The organism is Dialister sp. i34-0019-2H8, from assembly GCF_042846925.1.
Lineage (GTDB): Bacteria > Bacillota > Negativicutes > Veillonellales > Dialisteraceae > Dialister.
Genome location: NZ_BAABYQ010000001.1, coordinates 181,958 through 203,389 on the forward strand (window position 1 = coordinate 181,958; position 21,432 = coordinate 203,389).

Annotated in this window: 16 protein-coding genes; 4 read left to right on the top strand and 12 right to left on the bottom strand. The window is 50.9% G+C overall.

What is annotated here, in order from left to right; genetic code table 11:
- Window positions 1-218 precede the first annotated feature (218 nt).
- The 10 genes from ACGG9R_RS00655 to ACGG9R_RS00700 all read right to left on the bottom strand — a co-directional run bounded on the left by ACGG9R_RS00655 (window position 219) and on the right by ACGG9R_RS00700 (window position 12,612).
- Window positions 219-809 carry a virulence RhuM family protein gene (locus ACGG9R_RS00655; protein WP_390150274.1) on the bottom strand — a complete coding sequence of 197 codons (591 nt, stop codon included), beginning with the start codon at window positions 807-809 and terminating at the stop codon, window positions 219-221.
- A 68-nt stretch (window positions 810-877) separates the two neighbouring features.
- Entirely contained in the window at window positions 878-1,099 is a 222-nt protein-coding gene (locus ACGG9R_RS00660; RefSeq protein ID WP_390150277.1) for a hypothetical protein, read from the bottom strand.
- Between the two features lie 235 nt (window positions 1,100-1,334).
- The gene (locus tag ACGG9R_RS00665; RefSeq protein ID WP_390150280.1) at window positions 1,335-4,421 is read right to left on the bottom strand and encodes a type I restriction endonuclease subunit R; all 3,087 of its coding nucleotides are present in this window, start codon (window positions 4,419-4,421) and stop codon (window positions 1,335-1,337) included.
- 2 nt (window positions 4,422-4,423) lie between these two features.
- Entirely contained in the window at window positions 4,424-5,458 is a 1,035-nt protein-coding gene (locus tag ACGG9R_RS00670) for a virulence RhuM family protein (protein ID WP_390150283.1), read from the bottom strand.
- Between the two features lie 2 nt (window positions 5,459-5,460).
- Window positions 5,461-6,819 carry a restriction endonuclease subunit S gene (locus ACGG9R_RS00675; RefSeq protein WP_390150285.1) on the bottom strand — a complete coding sequence of 453 codons (1,359 nt, stop codon included), beginning with the start codon at window positions 6,817-6,819 and terminating at the stop codon, window positions 5,461-5,463.
- Window positions 6,816-8,822 carry an N-6 DNA methylase gene (locus ACGG9R_RS00680; protein ID WP_390150288.1) on the bottom strand — a complete coding sequence of 669 codons (2,007 nt, stop codon included), beginning with the start codon at window positions 8,820-8,822 and terminating at the stop codon, window positions 6,816-6,818. The genes ACGG9R_RS00675 and ACGG9R_RS00680 overlap by 4 nt, the downstream gene beginning before the upstream one ends.
- 84 nt (window positions 8,823-8,906) lie before the next feature.
- Window positions 8,907-9,086, bottom strand: a complete 180-nt coding sequence (locus ACGG9R_RS00685; protein ID WP_390150290.1) for an excisionase family DNA-binding protein — start codon at window positions 9,084-9,086, stop codon at window positions 8,907-8,909.
- A 262-nt stretch (window positions 9,087-9,348) separates the two neighbouring features.
- On the bottom strand, window positions 9,349-10,725 hold the full coding sequence (rlmD, locus tag ACGG9R_RS00690) for a 23S rRNA (uracil(1939)-C(5))-methyltransferase RlmD (RefSeq protein WP_390150292.1): 1,377 nt from the start codon (window positions 10,723-10,725) through the stop codon (window positions 9,349-9,351).
- A 236-nt stretch (window positions 10,726-10,961) separates the two neighbouring features.
- Window positions 10,962-11,573 (bottom strand): M15 family metallopeptidase, encoded by a 612-nt coding sequence (locus ACGG9R_RS00695; RefSeq protein WP_390150295.1) that lies wholly within the window; start codon window positions 11,571-11,573, stop codon window positions 10,962-10,964.
- Between the two features lie 433 nt (window positions 11,574-12,006).
- A complete protein-coding gene (locus tag ACGG9R_RS00700; RefSeq protein ID WP_390150297.1) occupies window positions 12,007-12,612 on the bottom strand; it encodes a TetR/AcrR family transcriptional regulator in 606 nt (201 codons plus the stop codon).
- 424 nt (window positions 12,613-13,036) lie between these two features.
- Here ACGG9R_RS00700 and ACGG9R_RS00705 point away from each other — a divergent pair, with 424 nt between their 5' ends.
- From ACGG9R_RS00705 to ACGG9R_RS00720, 4 genes are all read left to right on the top strand, one after another.
- Window positions 13,037-14,434, top strand: a complete 1,398-nt coding sequence (locus ACGG9R_RS00705; RefSeq protein WP_390150300.1) for an NAD(P)/FAD-dependent oxidoreductase — start codon at window positions 13,037-13,039, stop codon at window positions 14,432-14,434.
- On the top strand, window positions 14,434-15,726 hold the full coding sequence (gene purB, locus ACGG9R_RS00710; protein WP_055237228.1) for an adenylosuccinate lyase: 1,293 nt from the start codon (window positions 14,434-14,436) through the stop codon (window positions 15,724-15,726). The genes ACGG9R_RS00705 and purB overlap by 1 nt, the downstream gene beginning before the upstream one ends.
- A 545-nt stretch (window positions 15,727-16,271) precedes the next feature.
- A complete protein-coding gene (locus ACGG9R_RS00715; RefSeq protein WP_390150303.1) occupies window positions 16,272-16,922 on the top strand; it encodes a prepilin peptidase in 651 nt (216 codons plus the stop codon).
- A 553-nt stretch (window positions 16,923-17,475) separates the two neighbouring features.
- Complete coding sequence (locus ACGG9R_RS00720; protein WP_390155025.1) at window positions 17,476-18,633, top strand: ABC transporter substrate-binding protein; 1,158 nt, start codon at window positions 17,476-17,478, stop codon at window positions 18,631-18,633.
- Window positions 18,634-19,090: 457 nt separating this feature from the next.
- On the opposite strand, the gene ACGG9R_RS00725 is transcribed toward ACGG9R_RS00720, so the two are convergent.
- Both ACGG9R_RS00725 and ACGG9R_RS00730 read right to left on the bottom strand, forming a co-directional pair.
- Window positions 19,091-20,374, bottom strand: coding sequence for a glutamate-5-semialdehyde dehydrogenase (locus ACGG9R_RS00725; RefSeq protein WP_390150306.1), 1,284 nt, complete (start codon window positions 20,372-20,374; stop codon window positions 19,091-19,093).
- A 110-nt stretch (window positions 20,375-20,484) separates the two neighbouring features.
- Window positions 20,485-21,363 carry a hypothetical protein gene (locus tag ACGG9R_RS00730; RefSeq protein WP_390150309.1) on the bottom strand — a complete coding sequence of 293 codons (879 nt, stop codon included), beginning with the start codon at window positions 21,361-21,363 and terminating at the stop codon, window positions 20,485-20,487.
- Window positions 21,364-21,432 lie beyond the last annotated feature (69 nt).

Consider the following 21,432-nt stretch of genomic DNA (forward strand, 5'->3'; position numbering starts at 1 on the left):
AAAGAGCGGAAGGGAAGAGGGATCGCTGTCAAAAAAACTCCTTACTGGGTGTCCAGTAAGGAGAGTACATATCCTGTCAAAACGGAAACATGTCCGCTACTGATGAAATCGCACATTCACAGCTGCAACCAGGTGCAATCTGTGGTAAAATTGACATCCATATCAAGGTCTTGACCATCGAAGTCTATGGGAACAAGTCGGTATAAGGTCTTTTCCACCTATATCATGCAAGGTGCTTTTATATGGCAGCTGCCCGCCACTCTCGATAGTGGCGGGCAGTGAATAACGCTCAACTTCTGTACAGTGATCTTCTGATAGAACTTTCTTTCGCTGGCACGGATCTCACGGATGCGCTCTAACTGCTCGTCGAAATACTTCTCTGTCAGATACGTTCCTCGTTTGAGACATTCATCATCCATCACCCAGCCTTTGAGGGTGTAGTCCTTGGCGATCTGGTTTACCCATTTACGAAACTGTACGGCACGCTCAGAATTGACTTTAAAGCCTACGGCAATGATCATCTCCAAGGAATAGTGATTTGTATTGTAACTTTTTCCATCAGGAGCAGTTATTCGAAATTTTCGAATAACTGGCTCTTCCTGTAGCTCACTATCCTCGAATATCTTTTTTATAGGATAATTGATTGTATTGGTACCAACATCATACAATGTGGCCATCATCTTCTGCGTCAGCCATATATTCTCATCCTCATAGCGCATCTCAATGCTGTCCGGCTGATCGCCGATAGAGGCAACATAGGTCAGGTATTCCGCAGCACTGGAACGGGTGGTCATTTCTTTCTTTTTCAAATAGGAGACCTCCTTCCAAGCAGAATCTCGTCCTTGATAAACATTCTCATTATAAAAAGATTTCCCATTCATTTTTGGCCAGAATAACTAAAGTATGGGTCTGTCAAATAATCATTTCTGAACTGTTCAAATATCTTTTCAAACACATTAATATCCTGATATTCAGAATTGATGATCTGTAAACCTTGATGGTTGCCAGCACTCGAAAAAACAGAACCAGCATATAGCTTTACCAAGCTATCTTGTGGATGCAACTCATTCAACAGGATAATTAATTCTTGAGCCCACATCTTATGGCTATCACTATTGGTCGGATGAGTCGATTTCGACAGTAAATCTGCAAATCTAAGTGCATCCTTCAGATTATATCCTTTTTACCCAGCTTGAATATGAAAGAGTTTTTTCATTTCTTTCGGATTGAACATATTGTTACGAATATTCAAATGAAAAAGGCGCATCTCTCCTGGCATTATCCACGATACTGGGCATGATGGTGTTACTTCACGAAATACCGCGTCAACTTCGTTATTTTTTTGCTCCGTAAGGTGTAGGTGACTCAGCCACCATACTTGCGGTAGATTTAACTTGTGGGCATTCAACAATCTTTGAAACACTCTTAGGATCATAAGTCATATTAAATACCATATCTGAGAGCCATTTCTTAAAGGACGGATTGTCCTGAAATTGTTTGAATAGCTCCATATTGTCTGCCATGATCGAGAAAATAACCTGCTGCAAAGCTCGTTCACTTTCGGTACGAGCTTCCTGTTCATCTGAGTTCTTCATGGCATTCTGATACTTTTTATCTTTCGATACCATCTCAGGAATGGCCAGAATCTGACGTTGAATATTGTCGGCATCGTTCCAGTTGATGTTCCCGAACATATCATTGAAGTCCATGATAATCTTGGAAAGCAAATCCATTTCCGGTTCAACAATATGGCTAACCTTGCCAGCAGGTACCGGTGCAATTTCAGCATCAGTATCTTCCAGCTTAATAGCAATAGCATCCTGCGCTTCATTCCTGTAGCTGCTCAGATCTATCGTCTGAAGGATGCCTTCCGAAAGGTCATCGTCACGTGGTGACGGAAGTTTCGGTATCAGCAAGTTCAGGAAGATTGACAGCTTCTCCCAGTCAACATTTCCATAAGGTAGGATTGCGCCAAGGAAACCATAAGTACGTACAAAGGACTTAGCGGCGCTCTTGAATTTAATTTGATCGTCCAACTCCAGTTGCTTATAAGTAGCAGTGCAGGCATCCAAAATCGGATCGAGCCTATCGCGCTCCGCACCACTTAGGAAAAGATCTACCAGCTTTTCAACATCACTGCCGTCATACACCTGATATTCCTCCATAATGGTAATCAGGTCATACAGCTTGTTGGGATCAGTCTCTCCAGAGAGAATCGTCGTCCTGTAAAACTTCTGGAAGGCTTCTTCAATTGTGGATGTCTTATTTGCAAAGTCCAGAACGTAAACTTCATCCTTGCCGGGATACGCTCTGTTCAAGCGGGACAGTGTCTGCACCGCAGCAATATTATAGAGTGGCTTATCCACATACATTGTCTGCAGGAGCGGCTCGTCAAAGCCGGTCTGAAACATATCAGCAACAATCAAAATCCGATACGGATCTTTCTTGAACTCCTTAGGAATCTTGGCATCTGGGAAGCCGTTCATGGCTGCCGACGTCAATGCCGGTTCCTGTCCGCTATATTTATGCTCGCCGGAAAAGGCCACAATAGTCTTATATGGACTGTGTCTGTCAGCGAGACACTTGTTAAGTGCATAGTAGTATTCGATACACCGCGGAATGCTGGCTGTAACCACCATCGCACGTGCTTTGCCGCCCAGCTTCTTCTTGGCAACAACCTGCTCATGAAAGTGCTCTACCATCATGACGGCCTTCTTTGCAATGACGTCAGGATTACCCTCGACGAAAGCACGCAGCTTCTTCTGTGCACGCTTCTTGTCAAACATTGGATCATCCTCGACCATCTTCATGATCTTGTACCAACTATCAATGGTCGTATAGTTTCGGAGTACGTCAAGAATAAAGCCTTCCTGAATAGCCTGCTTCATGGTGTAGATATGGAATGGGCGATGCTTGATTTCACCATTCTCTTCATAGGCGACACCGAACATTTCCTCAGTTTTGTTCTTTGGAGTAGCCGTGAAGGCAAAGTAGCTTGCAGAGGAGACAAGCTTACGTCCCTCCATCATGGCATTGATCTTGTCCTCGTTGTCCGCATTGTCATCTGTGGCAAGACCGGAAAGCGCCAGATTCATATTTGCGGAATTACGCCCACTCTGGCCGGAGTGCGCCTCATCAATGATGATGGCAAATTTGTTATTCTTATGTTCCTGCCCAATATCAGAGATGATGTATGGAAACTTTTCAATCGTAGATATAATGATGCGCTTGCCGTCCTGTATGGCCTTGCGCAAATCACCAGAATGCTCTGCCCACGTTACGGTGTTCTTGACCTGCATGAACTGCTTGATCGTATTGCGGATCTGCTTATCCAAAATACGGCGGTCAGTGACTACCAGAACGGAGTCAATCATTGGATGTCCGTCTTTTTCAAGGCCGATCAGCTGATGTGCGAGCCATGCGATAGAATTTGATTTTCCGCTACCTGCACTATGCTGGATCAGGTATCGTTTGCCGACACCATTTTCCTGCACATCCGCCAGTAGCTTCTCCACACAGTCGAGCTGATGATAACGCGGCCAGATCTGTTTGATGGACTTCTTCTTAGTATCCTCGTCCACCTCTTCGATGACCTGCGCGTAATTTTCTATAATGCGAGACAGTTTTCTCTTGGTAAGGATATCCTTCCAAAGGTAGTCTGTCATAAGGCCATCCGGATTCGGCGGATTTCCTGCGCCATCGTTGTAGCCTTTATTGAACGGTAGGAACCAGCTATCCTTACCCGCGAGTTTTGTGCAGAACTGGATCGTCGCATCATCCACAGCAAAATGAACCATGCACCGCTTGAAGGAGAATAAAATATCGTGAAAATCCCGGTCTTCCTTATACTGGCGCACAGCGTTCTCTGTGTTCTGTTTTGTGAGCTGGTTTTTCAGCTCCATCGTGATAACCGGGAGGCCATTGATAAACAGACAAACATCCAGAGCTAGCTTTCCGGCATCCTGTGAATAACGTAGCTGGCGTGTCACATAAGATGGAAGCTCAGAATAATCACCGAAATCCTGTGAATAACGTAGCTGGCGTGTCACGCTGAAGATGTTCTTCTCATACATAATTCTGGCCTGCTCGTTATTTTCGGTCGGTGTCAGGTAGAACATGATGAGGTCTGCCGGATATACCTTCACGCCATTGCGAAGCACATCAATAATGCCTCGCTTGGCTATCTCTCCCGACAGACGGTTCAGGAACTGTCGCTTCTTTATATCTGAAGTAAAGACGCCCAACTTGCTCATTTCCTTGGGCTGCGTATCCAGCAGAAAACGGAATAGTCGAGTCTCATCTATGGCATGCTCTTTATTATAATCGGCGTTAGAGCCTTCCTCATAGCCGTTGTGCTCGACAAGCCATTTTACGATAAGCGTCTCAAGTCCGCTTTCTCTTGTATTTGTGAAGCCAGCCATGTTCATTCTCCCTTCGCTTTTTTCTTTGCCGTCTTTTCGACCTCTTTGATCGTTTGCAGATACGCCTCCTCAACTGGAGAGAGATTTTGCATCAGAAAACGCTGATACTCCTGGTTTGCTTTTTCCATTGCCTGTTTATGGCTGACCTTACCCGCACCGACCAGAAGCTGTTCCCCCGTGGAGGAAAGCACCCGATCCAGATGCTCCACATAGTCGCTCATATGCATGGGGCGGTGGCGCATCGCCTGTACTTCTGCAAAATCGAAATATCCCGAAACGATGCCGTTCAATATATGCAATTCTTCTTCGGTCAGGTAGTTCTTGGCAATGCCGATGTCTTTTGCTGTCGGGAAATCGCCGGAGAAGGCGGTCAGCCCCATAAACGGCTTATCTGCGTCAGCCCGCTCGTAAATAACCTCCGCCGCCGTGTGACCGTGTGCGGCATAGTGCAGCTTGTTTTGCACCATTTTGAAAAATGCCACGGATTCCGAGCTTCTCGGATCATAGTCCACGCTGGTGGCATACAGGTCAAGCACCTGCCGATACATAACCTTTTCAGAGGAACGGATATCCCGGATACGGGCGAGAAGCTCTTTCCAGTAGTTTCCGCCGCCGAGTTTTTTTAGGCGTTCATCATCCATAGTGAAGCCCTTGACCATGTATTCCTTCAACAGCTCCGTTGCCCAGCGGCGGAAGTGAGTGGCAATCATGGATTTCACGCGATAGCCAAGGGAGATGATCATATCGAGATTGTAGTACGGAATCTCTCTGGTGACCTGTCTGCTGCCCTCGGTGCGAACCTGTCGGAATTTCCGACAGGTTGAAGCCTCGTCCAATTCGCCCTCTTCATAGATGTGCCGGATATGCTCCACGATGTTGGTGCGGGAGGATTGAAACAGATCAGCCATCTGCTGCTGCGTCAGCCATACGGTTTCATCCACAAAGCGGACATCTATTTTTGTATCGCCATCTTTGGTCTGATAGATAACGATATCGCCTTGGTTTTCTTCAAGAGCGAGGTCTTTTGTATCAGCCATGCTCAATCCTCCTGTTCCTCAGTTTCTTCTTCGCAGCCCTCGCTGTCTCCGTCAATGGTTTCTTCCACAAATTCATATTCGGGGATTTCAATGCCGCGGACATCAATTTTGCCGGTGACGGTGTCTGCGATAATCTTTGCTTTATATTCCTCTAATACCTCAACTTCCGCAGTTAGCTTTTCAATGGCGTTATTGTACGTTGGTAATGTATTTTTTATATGTTCCACGATGGCATTTTGCTCGTCAGAGGGCGGAATGATAAAAGGGATTTCCTTCATCTTATCCATTTGCAAGTCCCACTGTCCCACACGAATACCATCGGACGCCTGGGCAAAGAAATTCACATATACTTTGCTACGGATGGCATAGTGAAAGTATTCCAGATTCTCAAAAGCCATATCAAAGATGAAGTAGGCGGGGCTGACAATTCCCGTATAGTCTGAAATTCCATAGGAACCTTGCCATGCTTTCATTTTGTTCATGGCGAATTGGCCTTTTTTCACAACTTTGTATCCGCTCAAATCGTCTGGAATATAATTGTGATTGGATTCTGTATCTTCGATATCTCGAAGGATAACCCCATGTTCACGGACAACGGACAGCAGTGGAAGCTCAGGATGATTTTTCTCACTGACAGGGTGAAGTATTTGTCGCAATTTCATAATCCGCCAATGAGCCGGAATGTTTCCGAGCCACTTAACGCCACTGTACTTCATCGGTGCGTCTGCTGACAGCCCATGCGTGATGGCATGGCTTATCAGAGACCTTTTCAAAGCATCAATATCTTTGATTTCCTTTTTCTTTATGTTAATTAGCCTATTGATACTCGAAACTTTCCAGTCCAGAAAGCGCACGATCTGATCCTGCTCGTCACGGAAAGGAATTAGGACTTTCGTTCGTTTTAGTGCAGGCCAATATATATTTCTTTGAATAGAACCCACGCTTTTGGAATTAATCAGGTATTGTTCAACCATAATGCGAGATCGGAAAAGATAATTTGCATACCTGCTATCAAGATAATCATTCATCGACAGAACTACATACGCAGGGCTGACAATTCCTGTATCGAATGATATTCCGACCGATCCACGCCATGCCTGCTGATTGTTGAGAACAAAATCTCCGAAGTCAACACGCTGATACTTAGATAGATCTTTACTTGTTACATTCGTCCGTTTTTCTGCCTTCGCTGAAAACGGAACTACGCCAACATCTAAATATACAGAAAGCAATGGCAAGTCTACGCAATTGCAAATAGATTTTTCCTTAGCAACTGCATACATCGGAAGAACGCACCAATGGCTCGGAAATTCTTTGTTCCACAAAGAAGGGCAGATAGTGTATGATTCATATTTCTTCACTGCACTCCCTCCATAACTTCAGCCAGTAACCCATCGGCCTCTGTTTCTAATTCTTTCAGGTTTTGCAGAATATCACTCAATTTGCGAAGCTCCACTGGCTTATAGAAGTATTTCGTAAAGCTGATCTCATAGCCGATTTGCGTTTTCTTCTCGTTCACCCAAGCATCCGGCGCATAGGTCAGAACCTCGTTCTTAATAAATGCATCAATGCCGCCCTCATAGGTGAAGGGAATGTTCTCCGTGTCGCGCAGGTCAACATCCGGCTCACCGTCAATCGGCTTTGTGGTCGGGTCTTTCTCTGTGATAAAAGGGCGCAACTTTTTCAATGCAGCGGCTTTCAGCCCAGTGGCTTTGGCAAATGCCGTCCAGTCGTCCAGCGGCGCAGTTTCGGCAGCTTTTGCAATAGCAGAAGTCACAGTTTCATATTCATCTGCCTTTTTGAACAGGTCGGCAGGAATCGTGCGGTCGGGATATATGCGAAGACGGAGTGGGCGTTCCACCGTCACATTCCAATAGGCAAATTCATCATTATTGAAAATCATGCTGACATCGCTTTCTTCCATATCGAGGAAGATGCGAACGATCTCCTTGCGGATTTCTTCGGTAAATTCACAGTTTTTCTTGCCCATATTCTTGCGGAGGGGTTCTTTCATTGCCGTAGCGTCAATAAGTTGGATTTTGCCTTTGCGCCGTTTCTCTTTCTTGTTGGAAAGCACCCAGATGAATGTGCCGATGCCTGTATTGTAGAACATATTTTCCGGAACGGCTATAATGGCTTCTACTAGGTCATTCTCAATCATATAACGGCGGGCATTACTTTCGCCGCTGCCTGCGTCGCCGGTGAAAATGGACGAGCCGTTATGTACTTCTGCAATGCGGCTACCCAGCGGCGTGCCCGTTTTCATCTTCGACACATTGTTCAGCAGGAACAGGAGCTGTCCGTCACTGGTGCGTGGGAGCATTGTCATAGTATCTCCGCTTTTCAGATATGTATTGAAACGCGTGTCGAGAATATCCTTTTTGCCACCCATTTTCTCTGCATCGGTCTTCCAACTCTTTCCATAAGGCGGATTCGAGAGCATAAAGTCAAACTGACGTGCTGCATGCTGATCACCAGAAAGTGTAGAGCCATACATGATATGCTCAGCCTCTTCGCCATCACCTTTCAGCAGCATATCCGCAGTACAGATAGCATAGGTTTCTGGATTGATTTCCTGCCCAAATAGATGAATGGCGACTTCCTTGCCACGCCTCTTGGCCAGCGTCAAAAGTCTGTCCTGAGCAACAGTGAGCATACCTCCCGTACCGCAAGCTCCGTCATAGCAGGAATACGATGCGTCCTTGATTTTGTCGGCAATCGGCATAAACACTAGGTCAGCCATGAGTTCTACCACATCACGAGGCGTCCAGTGTTCACCTGCCTCCTCGTTATTTTCTTCATTAAACTTACGAATCAGTTCTTCAAAAATAGTCCCCATTCCATGATTATCCAACGCAGGCAACTTGATGGTAGTCATTGTATCGTCCGTATAGACTGGCTTTGGACTCAAGTTGATGGTCGGGGAAACAAATTTTTCGATGACAGCACCAAGAATATCTGCATCAATCATCGTATCAATCTGATTACGGAATTTGAATTTGTCTAATATTTCTTGAACATTAGGAGAATAACCATCCAAATAAGCCTCAAAGTCGGCCTTCAGCGTCTGCTTCTTGGCACGGCTTGTTAAATCTCTAAGCAAAAACGGCGATGAATTACAGAATGCCTGTCCTGCAGCATTGCAGAGTGCAGGCCACTGGTTTGTGATACCAGCCTTATCCATAGTATCTTTCATTTTAAGAACGTCTGCCTTTGTATCTTCTAGCATTGCATCCAAACGACGAATAACTGTCATCGGGAGAATGACGTCACGATACTTACCACGTACATATACATCCCTTAAACAATCATCTGCAATTCCCCAAATAAAACTCACTATGGAGTTTTGAATTTGATTATCCATATCAATTTACCTTCAACCTTTCATCTGTTTGTTTTGTGTCTTTATCCATTCTAAATGACTAGGTGTCCATTAATCCAGTCTCCATTAACCTTCTGTACCAGAATTGTCATCAGCAGCTCCTTCGGAGAGAATCCAATCATCCACTTCGGATAATTTAAATTTCCTGAGGCGGCTCACTTTATAGGCAGGCGTATTTCTTTTTGGAATCCATTGTAAAATCGTCTCTCTTCCAGATCCAAGATACTCCTGCACTTCATTTTTCAATCACATCTAATCCATTGCCTGCATCCACCAAAAAATGGTCGGGCAGCCGGATTGTTTGTCATCCATTTTTATTATACAAAATTCATTCCAAAATGCTTAACATCTAACCAACCGTCTCAAATTGCGACATCTAATCCGAGGTCACAACCAGACACATATTTTGCAGCAGATATGTTTCCCTATAAGAAAACCGGGCTTTCTATAAGGCTTCTCTGATGATGATGACCTCATAAAAGCCCGGACATACACCGACTTTCGGTACTTATTTTTCTTTTCTTGTCAGCAGAGCCACGGTCTCCACGTGCATGGTCTGCGGGAACATGTCGACAGGGGTGACTTCCTTCACTTTGTAGCCAAGTCCGGCGAGGATCTTCGCATCGCGGGCGAAGGTCGCCACGTTGCAGGAGACGTAGACGATGCGTGAGGGCTGCATGCCGGCCGCAGCGGATAGGACGGTCTCGCTGCAGCCGGCGCGTACGGGGTCCATGACGATGACGTCGGGGCGAAGGCCTTCTTGGTAGAGCTTTGGCATGAATTCTCCGGCATCCGCAGCGTAGAATTCGGCGTTTTCTATGTGGTTGAAGGCGGCGTTTTTCTTCGCGTCTTCGATGGCTTCTTTCACGATCTCGATGCCGATGACGCGTCCGGCTTTTTGGGCGAGGCAGAGGGAGATGGTACCTGTCCCGCAGTAGGCATCGATCACGGTCTCTCCGCCGTGGAGGTCGGCATAGGCGAGGGCTTTCTCATAGAGGAGCTCGGCCTGCGGTTTGTGTACCTGAAAGAAGGAGAAGGGGGAGACTTCGAAGGCGAGGCCGCAAAGGGAGGAGGTCAGGGTCTTTTTGCCCCAGAGGTGATGGATCTCTTTTCCGAGGATGGCATTGCCTTTGTGGCTTTGGACATTGTGATAGATGGAGACGACTTCGGGGAGGAGTTTTCTCATTTCGGAGACCCAGAGGTCGGCGAGCGGGAGCTTTTCCGAAGCGGTCACGATGACGGCCATGACTTCGCCGTGATCGCCGACGCGTCCCATGATGTGGCGGACGCTGCCGCGGCCTGTTTTTTCGTTGTAGCCGGTGAGCTGATGGCGTGTCATGAAGCCTTGTGCAAAGCGCAGCAGACGGTTGTTTTCTTCTTCCTGAATGGCGCAGCTCGCGATCGGGATGACCTGATGACTGCCCTGCCGGTAGTAGCCAAGGACGGGGCCGCTCGTCACCTGAGTGACGGGGACGGCCATTTTATTGCGGTAGTTCCATGGGCGGGAGGCGCCGGCGATGGGACGGACAAGGCTCTCTTCGCAGCCGCCGATGCGCACCATCACGTCTTTCACGCGCCGCTCTTTCACGGCAAGCTGGCCTTCATAGGTGAGGTGGGAGATCTGACAGCCGCCGCAGGCGTGGCAGACCGGGCAGGCGGGCGTGGTGCGATGCGCGGAGGGGATCTCGATGGAGATGAGCCGCCCTGTGGCGTAGGATTTTTTCGCGGTCACGATCATCGCCTGTATGGTCTCGCCGGGGAGAGCGCCGGGGACGAAGACAGTGAAGTCATCGACAGCTCCGATGCCTTCGCCGTGGATGCCAAGATCGCGGATGGTGAGGGTGTATGTTTCGTTTGGTTTGACGGGAATGTTTTTCTTAGACATAGAATGCTCCGAGGGGGTTGAGGGGTGAGGGTTAGCCCGTGGGGCGGGGCGCCCACTGATTGTGGATGAAAGCTTTGCTCGCCAGTGAGGAGTGAGGAGTGAGGAGTGAGGAGTGCTGGTGCGGCGCATAAAAATATGGAAGCACCGCAGAGTATAGATAGTGGCGATGCCCGAAAGTGGCATTTAGTCACCAGTCACCAGCCACCAGTCACCAGTCACGAGTCACTAGCCACTAGTCACCAGTTTTTGATCACGTCGTCGGGGATCTCAAAGTGCTGGTAGTCTTTGCGGTCTTCCCAGCTGCCGCCCCATTCGAATCCATATCGGGTAAAGAGGCGAAAGGCGAGGTCGTCCTCATCGATTTTCATGGGGAAGTCACGGCTTCGGTCTACATAGGGGGCGCCGGCAGCGGGCTCGATCAGGAGGCGGCCGTCTACGTATTTCACGTAGGGGTTATAGAGTGGATTGATGTCGATGGCAACGCCCATGCCGTGTTTGGAGACTTTCGTGGTATGGGAGATGAAGCGGAAGTTGAAGGAGGAGCTGTTGTTGTCGGTCATGGAGCGTTCATCGTCGGCATCGTAGTGATCGATAAGGCGGATCTTCTCGATGGGATATTTGGCGGCATAGAGCTCTTGGAAGATGGAGAGGACGGTTTCTGCAATGCGGCGGTTGACCACCATTTCGCCGCATTGCGTTTTCCCTTGGAGATCCACATAGCGGAGGCGAAGGTAGGAGAGCTCCTCTCTGGGGATGGGGCAGTCCGTCTTGAATGACTTGCCCTTCATGATTTCAAAAATGGAGTCAGGGATCGGGGCACAGGAAAAACCTTCGATACATGTAGTCATGGTGAGATGACCTCCTTTTCCGGGGGCAACATAAGAAATGCGATGATGGTGCGGTGCAAGACCATAGGAAAACGCCGTGAGCTTTGCATGGATACATCTGTATCATACATCGCAAAGCCTCGCGGCGCTATAGCATTTGTGATAAAAGGGTGGTCGTTTTCTTCCAGATGGCGAGTCCGTTGCCCCATACGGTAAGCGCGAAGACAAATCAGCGGCGGCATCGCCGCAGTGTCAAGGGGGCAATGCTCGAAGGTTGGCAGGCAGCAGAGTCAGCCCGTGGGCGTGCCGCCCCTTGATGGTGGATGAAAGCTCTGCTCGAATGAGAAATTAGAAATGATAAATGAAGGTGGCGGCTTCGCCGCGAGTATATGGGGCGATGCCCGAAGGCGGTATTCAAGTCCCCAGTCCCCAGTCCCTAGTCCCTAGTCACTAGTCACTTCTCCACGTACGGCCCGAGGAGATTTTCGATGTTGAGCTTCAGGTAGTTTTCGGAGTCTTTGGCGAGGTTGAAGGAGGCATTCAGCATGCACCAGACGGTGATGACGCCGATGAAGTAGCTGACCAAGATGCGGCAGAGGATGGTCTTGGGGACATCACTGCGGAGCTCCCCTTTGCCTTCGCCCTGATGGATGGAGAGGATCTTCTCGAGGGCGAGATAGAGGTCGTAGAGGGCTTCTGTATTCTGCTCGGGGTGTGCGTGCTTGTTTTCCACGCTGTCACGGAGCCATTGACGGACGATACGGACGCCGCTCCACATGCAGTCCTTGTAGATCTCGCCAAAATAGAAGCAGCAGCGCTCGATCACATCGCCGTCATGGGCGATGGCGCGCTCGATGGTCGCCATGGCTGTTTTGCGGGAGAGCTCGCGGACAACGTCTTCCTTGCATTCGAAGTAGTGATAGAAGGTGCCTTTGGCCACGCCGGAGTCCTTCGTGATGTCTTCCACGGATACATTGTCGAAGCCATGTGCGCTGATCAGGCGCTGGGCAGAATCCAGAAGCTTTGCTTTTGTCCGTTCCGCTTTCTTTGTGAGTGCCATGAATCCTCCTGTAAGGAAATACTGATTTTGTGTGCAAGCCAACATTTTCTTCATTTATTTTATAGATTACATATGATTTATAGTATACAGGAAATCGAAAGGGTTCGCAATGACCAGTGGTCGAAAGGGGCGGCGGACACTCTTTCGCCTCATAGCCTTCCGCCGTTCCCTCCGGTCTTGTCGTATTTGACACGCACTCTTCTTTTGCGTAAAATAGGACAAGGGATACGTAAAATGTATCTGGCCCCCATGCGGGGCTTTTTTTATGCCTGCATGAGAGTGACTGGCAGATGGGTGAGCTGTGACCGGAGCCGTATTCATAGGTGGCGTTGTTTGGCGCTGCACGACCCTGTCACCTGCCGCATCTGTCACTAGCCATGAACGCAAGCATCCATGGGTGCATTACGAGAAACGGGGGTTTCTTATGCCAAACGATTTCGATCTCATTATCATCGGTGCCGGTCCGGCGGGGATATTCACGGCGCTCGAGCTGGCCGATACCGGGATGTCCATCCTGATCCTGGAGAAGGGGCTGGATATTCGTGAGCGCATCGCGCTCAATAAGAATAGGCAGGCGAAGGCGGCCGACCGCTATGCGAATATCGTATCCGGCTGGGGCGGCGCGGGGGCCTTCTCTGACGGGAAGCTGACGCTCACGACGGACTATGGCGGAAATCTGGATGACTATATGAATAAGGGCGAGCTCGCCCGGCTGATCTCCTATGTGGACGGCGTGTACTGCCGCTACGGCGGGGCTGATCGCAAGGTCTACGGGGATGAGTACAAGGAGGAGCTGCATGAATTGAAGCGGCGGGCGGCAGCCGCCGACTTGTCCTTCATCCCAGCGCGCATCCGCCATCTGGGGACGGATGTGAATGGAGAGATCCTCTCCCGCATGCGTGACAGTCTGCCGGCCAATGTGACGGTGAAGTCAAAGTGTCCGGTGGATACGATCCTTGTGAGCGATGGCGTGGTGCAGGGCGTCATTGCGGGCGGCGAGACGTACCGCTGCAAGTACCTCGTGGCCGCACCGGGGCGTGACGGCGCGGAGTGGTTCACCGGAGAAGCGAAGCGGATCGGTCTTCCGACCGAGTCGAATGCAGTCGACATCGGCGTCCGCGTGGAGTCGCCGGCCGAAGTCTTCGAGCCGATCACGAACATCTGCTATGAGTCAAAGCTGGTGTATTTCTCCAGATCCTTCGACGACCGTGTACGCACGTTCTGCATGAATCCGTATGGTTTCGTCGTGACGGAGAACAACAACGGACTTATGACGGTGAATGGGCATTCGTATGCACACAAAAAAAGTGAGAATACCAATTTCGCCATTCTGGTGTCGAAGCAGTTCACCGAGCCCTTTCATGAACCGATCGAGTACGGGAAATACATAGCGACACTGGCAAACATGCTGGGCGGCGGACCCATCGTGCAGCGCCTGGGCGACCTGCGTGACGGCCGTCGTTCGACGGCAGAGCGCATACGAAGAGGGCTGATCCATCCCACCATGCCCTCGGCAACGCCGGGAGATCTATCTTTGGTCTTGCCATATCGCTTCTTAAAGGATATTATGGAGATGTTTGAAGCGCTGGATGAAGCATGCCCGGGAGCGAACTCGCGCCACACCCTTCTCTATGGCGTGGAAGTGAAGTTCTACTCCTCCCGCATCGCACTGTCTTCCCAGCTGGAAACGAAGATTCCCAATTTCTTCGCTATTGGTGATGGAGCCGGCATCACCAGGGGCCTGGTACAGGCCTCCGCCGCCGGTGTAGTCGTCGGGCGCGAGATCGCGGCCCGCATTGGTCAACCGAAGGGAGAACTCTGATGATACCGAGGTACACACGTCCAGTCATGGAAAAGATCTGGAATGAAAGAAATGAATGGCAGACAATGCTTGATGTAGAGATCGCAGCCTGCGAAGCAAATGCAGAGCTGGGCCGCATTCCGAAGGAAGCGGTCGAAGTGATCAAAGCGAAGGCAGACTTTGATGTCGACCGCATCCATGAGATCGATCGTGAGATCAATCACGACATCATTGCTTTCCTCACGAATGTCGGGGAATATGTAGGCGATGATGCCAAGTACATCCACATGGGCCTTACCTCCACCGACGTGAAGGATACCGGCCTCAATGTACAGATCAAACAGGCCTCTGCTGTCCTTCTGGAAGATCTGGAAAAGCTGGCAGAAGTCCTGAAGAGAAGAGCTGTCGAATTCAAGTATACCCCGACCATCGGCCGCACCCACGGTGTCCATGCAGAACCGACCACCTTCGGTCTGAAGCTGCTCCTTTGGTACTCCGAGACGCTCAGAAACATTGACCGCATGAAGAGAGCCGCAGAAGAAATGGCTGTCGGCAAGCTGTCCGGCGCGGTAGGCACCTATGCAGACATCGATCCATACGTCGAAGAATATGTCTGCAAGAAGATGGGCCTTGCCAAAGAAGTCGTAGCGACTCAGGTCGTACAGCGTGACCACCACGCCGAATACATCACGACCTTAGGCGTCATCGCCGGCACCCTTGCCCAAATGGCTCTGGAAGTCCGCCACCTGCAGAGAACCGAAGTGAGAGAAGCGGAAGAATATTTCAGCCCGAAGCAGAAGGGCTCCTCTGCGATGCCGCATAAGAGAAATCCGGTCAAGTCCGAAAGGATCTGCGGCATGGCACGCCTCATCCAGGGCTACAGCCTCCCTGCCTTCGAAGACATCCCGCTCTGGCACGAAAGAGATATTTCCCACTCCTCCGTCGAACGCGTCATGTTCCCGGATGCGACCATCGCTCTGGACTACATCCTCGCACAGACCACCGACCTCATCGACAAGCTCCTCGTCTATCCGGACAAGATGCTCGCTGATCTGAACCTCACCGGCGGCCTCATTTACAGCCCGCGCGTCCTCCTCGCTCTCGTAGCGAAAGGCGCTTACCGCGACACCGCATATCGCTGGGTACAGAGAAATGCGATGAAACGCTGGCTTCAGGGCGAAGATTTCTACGAAAATCTTTGCAAGGATGAAGATGTCAGAAAGTATCTGAACGAAGAAGAGATCAAAGCCTGCTTCGACTACAAGCCGATGCTCGTCCATGTCGATGAGATCTTCGCTCGTTTCGGACTGTAATTCCCTTCACGCAAAAAGCCTCGACCCGTAAGGGCGAGGCTTTTTGCGTGAAGGGAAATGGAGAAGTTCATAGCCGCGCGGCTATGAACGGACATCATTTTATGGTATGATACGGGCGGTGCCATCGTAAACGATAGGCGGTTAAGGAAACACTGATTCAATCGTTGTCAGATTTCATTCTTGGATTTTTATATAGAGCGAGGAATCATTTGACGCGAATAGCGAGCTATTTAAGGAAGATGATGACGAAGCTATGTATAAAATCCATATGAAATCCGACTCTGCGATTGAATCAGCGTTTCCTTAAATAAAGACCCCGAAAGGGGTGGGTCAGATGACGAAATACGATTTTTTTACAGTTGTTTTTCTGATGACGGTGTGCATTGCCGCATTGCTGAAATAGCCAATAGAAAAACCGCCTTAGCCCTGGAAAGTTAAGCGGTTTTTCTACACTTGATAATCATATGGAGCCATAACCGTTTATCGGATGGCACCGTTTCTATCTGTATTGTAAGATATCCAGCGAAAGAATGCAAGGTAGACATATGGACTTCTTTTACTTGATCGGCGGCGCGGCTGTGCTGCTCATGACATTTCTGCTGCATCGCTTTGGAAATGCATGGATTGACCGTCTCTATGCGTCGCACCGGGACATCCTGACCTTTCCTTTGGCGGTCAAAGAACGGGGACGCTTGCGGCGTTTTCTTCTCCCGCTCGCTTTCCTTCTCTGCGGCGCGCGCGCGGTCTACATCGCATCTAGCCCTGTCGAGCTTTTCTTTCTGCTCTTCGCCTCCGCGTTCCTTCTGCTCATGACGGCGACTGACTTTGAGCAGTACTGCCTTTTTGATGCGATGATGCTTCCCTTCGCGGCGGGCGGGCTTCTCCTCTCGCTCCTCCAACTTCCCCGCCTGAGCGATCATCTCCTTGCAGCCGCTATTGGCGGCGCGGCCTTCCTCGTGCTTGCCATCCTCTCGCGCGGGGCTTTGGGCGGGGGCGATGTGAAGCTCATCGCCTCGCTTGGTCTCTGGCTGGGGACAGATGCTCTCCTCTTCGTCACGATGGCCGGTATCATCCTTGGCGGTCTCGCCGCCCTTCTCCTGATGCTCCTTCGGCTCAAGAAGCGCAAGAGCGCCTTCGCCTATGGCCCGTACTTTGCGCTCACTGCGCTTACCCTCTTCCTGATGCGGAGCGTGTGACCGGGGACTTTTCTCGTCCTCTATCGCATCGACGCATACCTGTTATGCGTACCTATTCCAAAACAGCATACAAAGAAAAATCGTTTGACAGACGGCGCGTTGCCGTGTATGATTAGTGCAACTCAATACCCCATGCGATGACTGGGATCAAGTGATATGATGTTCTTTTCAGAGAGCCGATGGTTGGTGAAAATCGGCAGGAAGCATATGACGAACTCTCCCAAGAGCTCCGGATCGAAGCAGTGATGCCGTAGAGAAGGCGGAAGTCCCCGTTACGGATGAACCATGAAAGTATAATGCAGGGTGGTACCGCGAAACCTCGCCCCTGTCTCGGAAGAGACAGGGGCTTTTATATTATACGAAGTGGAAGAGAGATAAGCACAGAGTGGTACAGCGCAGACGCGCCTCTGTCCGAGGGATCGGACGGAGGCGCTTTTTCTTTCATGGTGAGTGATAAATCAGGGTGGCACCGCGGAAAACCGCCCCTGGGAGAGGAAAGCCTCTTTCAGGGGCGGTTTTTATGATCCATGTAAACTAGGAGGAAACACAGATGATGCATATGAGAAAAGTAATGAAGACGATCGGTATTTGTTCCATGGCTGCCATCATGATGGCAGGGCTCTCCGGCTGCGGCGGCAAGACGGGCGGCGCGGTGTCTTCCGGCGCGAAGAATGCGGCGAAGATCGGCTTCACGGCAGCGCTGACGGGCGGTGCGGCCGCATATGGCAAGTCGGAGGAGGAGGGCGTACGCCTCGCTGTCGAGGAGATCAATAAGAAGGGCGATTTCCCGATCGATCTCTTGGTGGAGGATACGAAGGCTGTCCCGGCGGACTCGATGAATGCGACGAAGAAGCTGATCCAGGAGAAGGTATCGATGATCATCGGGCCAATGACATCCAATGAGGCGAAGGCGGCAGGCCCCGTCATCCAGAATGCAAAGGTGCCGTCGCTGGAGATCTCCGTCACGGCGGAAAACATCACGGATATCGGAGACTGCATTTTCAGAAATTCCGTGCCGGAGTCGAAGAATATCCCGCAGACGGTGAAGAAGACGCACAAGCTCTTAGGCTACAAGACCGCAGCGATCCTCTATGCCCATGACAATGAGCAGCATGTGACCGCGCAGAAATATTTCCAGAAGACGATGGAAGAGGAAGGCGTGCAGGTCATCGATGTCGAGACCTTCGGCAGCAAGGACAGCGAGTATTCCGCGCAGCTGACGAATATCCAGCACAAGGCCCCGGATGTCATCGTCGTATGCAGTTACTATCAGGAAGGCTCCCGCATCCTGAAGAAGATGAGAGAGATGGGGATGGATCAGCCGGTCTTAGGGGACAATGGCTTCGTTTCGCCGGAGCTGGGCAAGATGGCAGGCGCGGCTGCGGACAATGTCTATGTATCGTCCATGTGGTCGGCGGATCGCAAGGATGAAAAGGTGCAGAAATTCGTGGAAAGCTACACGAAGGCCTATGGCCGTGCGCCAGATCAGTTTGCCGCCAGTGCGTATGACGGCGTCTACATGGCGATGGATGCGATGCAGCGTGCGGGTACGACCACCGATCACAAGAAGATCCGCGATGCGCTGGCGCAGATGAAGGACTTCAAGGGTGTCTGCGGCACATTCAGCTTCGACGAAAAGCGCGATCCGGTCGTCGATCTGATCCTGATGAAGATGCAGGATGGGAAATTCGGCGTCGTGGATGTGAAGTAAAAGGGTTGATGGGTTCAGGGCTAGCCTGTGGGGCGTGCTGCCCCTTGACTGGGGATGAAAGCTTTGCTTGAATGAGAAATTAGAAATGCGAAATGGCGGTGCGGCGCATCAGAATATAGAAGCGCCGCGGAGTATAAATAATGGCGATGCCCGAAGGTCTGCGGATAAGCAGGTTTTCTCGTTTGGGATTCCCTGATATCGACCGCCTGACCGCAAATGACAAAGATTTTTCGCTTACGCTCGAAATGACGATACGAGAGAGTCACAAGTCACTAGTTACTTGAGACCTCTAAACCCTGAACCTCATCGGGTGTCATACAATGGTAAAACGGGCGGCAGAAACGATTTCGTTTCTGCCGCCCGTCTTTTGCGTGGGGGATGGCGCGAAGCGCCGCACCGTCCTCGTTGAACCTAATCCCTAATCCCTAATCCCTAGCTACTAGTCACTAGTCACTCATTACTTCAGATCCTTAAAATGGAACTGTTTCTTCCCCGATGCGTAGTCGCCTACGATCTGGCCGTGGCCGAAGAGCTTGTACTTGTAGGAGATGAGGCCTTCGAGGCCGACAGGGCCTCTGGCGTGGATCTTGGAGGTGGAGATGCCGACTTCTGCGCCGAAGCCGTAGCGGAAGCCGTCAGCGAAGCGGGTGGAGGCATTCTGATAGACGCCTGCGGAGTCGACGAGTGCCATGAAGCGTTTGGCAGCCGCTTCATTTTTCGTCATGATGCAGTCGGTGTGATGGCTGCCGAAGGTATTGATGTGGGAGATCGCTTCGTCGAGGTCGCCGATGAGCTTGATGGCAAGGGTGAGGGAGAGGTATTCCTTGTGGAAGCTTTCGCTCTCAGGAATGACATCGACAGGGATGATGTCATTCACCTCTTTCGTGCCGCGGATCGTGACGCCGGCATCGGTGAGGGCGCGGGCGAGCTTCGGCAGGAAATCCTTCGCTATGCTCCGATGGACAAGGATGGTCTCGACTGCATTGCAGGCAGCGGGATACTGCACCTTGGCATCTACGATGGCGGGGATGGCGATCTCTTCCTCATAGTCCTTGTCGACGTAGATATGGCACACGCCGTCCGCATGGCCGAGGACAGGGATCGCGGTGTGAGACATGATGTACTGCACGAATGCATTCGAGCCGCGCGGGATGAGGAGGTCGACGGATTCGTGACATTCGAGAAGCTCGTCGATCTCATTGTGCTGCTCGGCCTGGAGCAGTGCATTCTCCGGAAGACCGGCAGCGATGGCGGCCTTCTGGATCAGACGGAAGAGGACGCGGTTTGTGTAGGTCGTTTCTTTGCCGCCCTTCAGGATGGCACAGTTGCCGCTCTTCAGGCAGAGGGAGGAGATCTGTACCAGCGCATCGGGGCGGGCTTCGAAGATGACGCCGATGACGCCGATGGGGCAGGTCACACGGTAGAGAGAGAGCCCTTCGTCGAGCTCGCGGGCGAGCGTCACGCGATCGATCGGATCCGGCAGAGCGATGAGGCCGGTGAGCTCTGCTTCTACGTCAGCGAGCTTTCCTTCATCGAATTTGAGGCGCTTCTTGACGGCAGGGGCGATGCCGCTTTCTTCTGCCAGCGCGAGGTCTTTGTGATTGGCGGCAAAGATCTCTTCCTTGCTTGCAAGGAGCGATTCGCGGATGAGGGCGAGTGCGTGATTCCTTTTTTCGAGCGAAGCCGCAGCCAGAATGGGAGAGGCGAGCTTCATTTTGCGGGTTTCTTCTTTGATGTTCATGGGAGGGTCCTTTCGGGTGGGGTGACTGGGGATCAGGATTGGGGGGCGGTGCGCCGTATCCAGAGAAGCGCCGCATTTGTACCGCATCCCCTGTGGGGGCCTGTCCATACTCACAGGGTCGTATTTTTTATGTACTCGATATATTCATTGTACTGCTTGGCGGTTTCGTAGTCGTGGAGGGGGAAGCATTCACTCGCCCAGCGCAGGAAGAGCCACAGACAGCCGAAGAAAACGAGAAATTGCAGCATACGGTGAATGACGGAGTAGGACTTTCTGTTCTTCGGGATCCACTTCGGAGAGAGACAGTAGGCGCTGCGGTAGATCCATTTTGCGTAGAGCGCCGCGAAGGCGAGCGCCAGCGTGAGAAAGAAGAGGAGCAGCATCGGCGAGATGTGCGACAGCACGATGCGTTCGAACCAGCGGCTGGTATTCGTCAGGGCGAAAAACATTTCCTTCGATGTCATCATGATCCCCATGAATTCGTAATGCGTGAGGAAGATGAAGGCATTGAAGGTGAAGAAGCAGACGAGCGCAAGACAGATCAGCGTCGCGAGCCGTTTGCCGACATAGACGCGGCTGATCACATTCATCACGAAGAAGAGGAGGAGCAGGATCGCCATCGCGGTCAGAAAGTAGGGCGAGAGGTGGTTGAAGGAGGCGTCCGTCATGCCGTTCACTGCGTGCGTCAGCACGTAGGGGAAGATCAGGATCCATGAGAAGAAGGGGATGTATCCGATCCGCCAGAAGGGATGCAGAAGGCTGCGCCTCGTGACGAGCTCGGTCAGGAAGAAGAGCAGGCCGCATTCGGCAAAGTTGCGAAGGCAGCGGTACCACTCCGTGAGTCCCGTGATGCCGAGCGCGGCATAGTATAGATAAACAGGGAGGAGAAGGGCAAGGGTGAGCAGCAGGTAGAGCGTGATCTCTTTCGCGGAGATCGCCGCCCACCAGAGTGAGAGCTTCTCATGCTCCTGCGCGAGGAAATTTTTCATAGAGATCTCCTTATCAGGAATGAGTTACTTCTATTAGTATAGAGTCCTTACGAGATTTCAGCAAGAGAA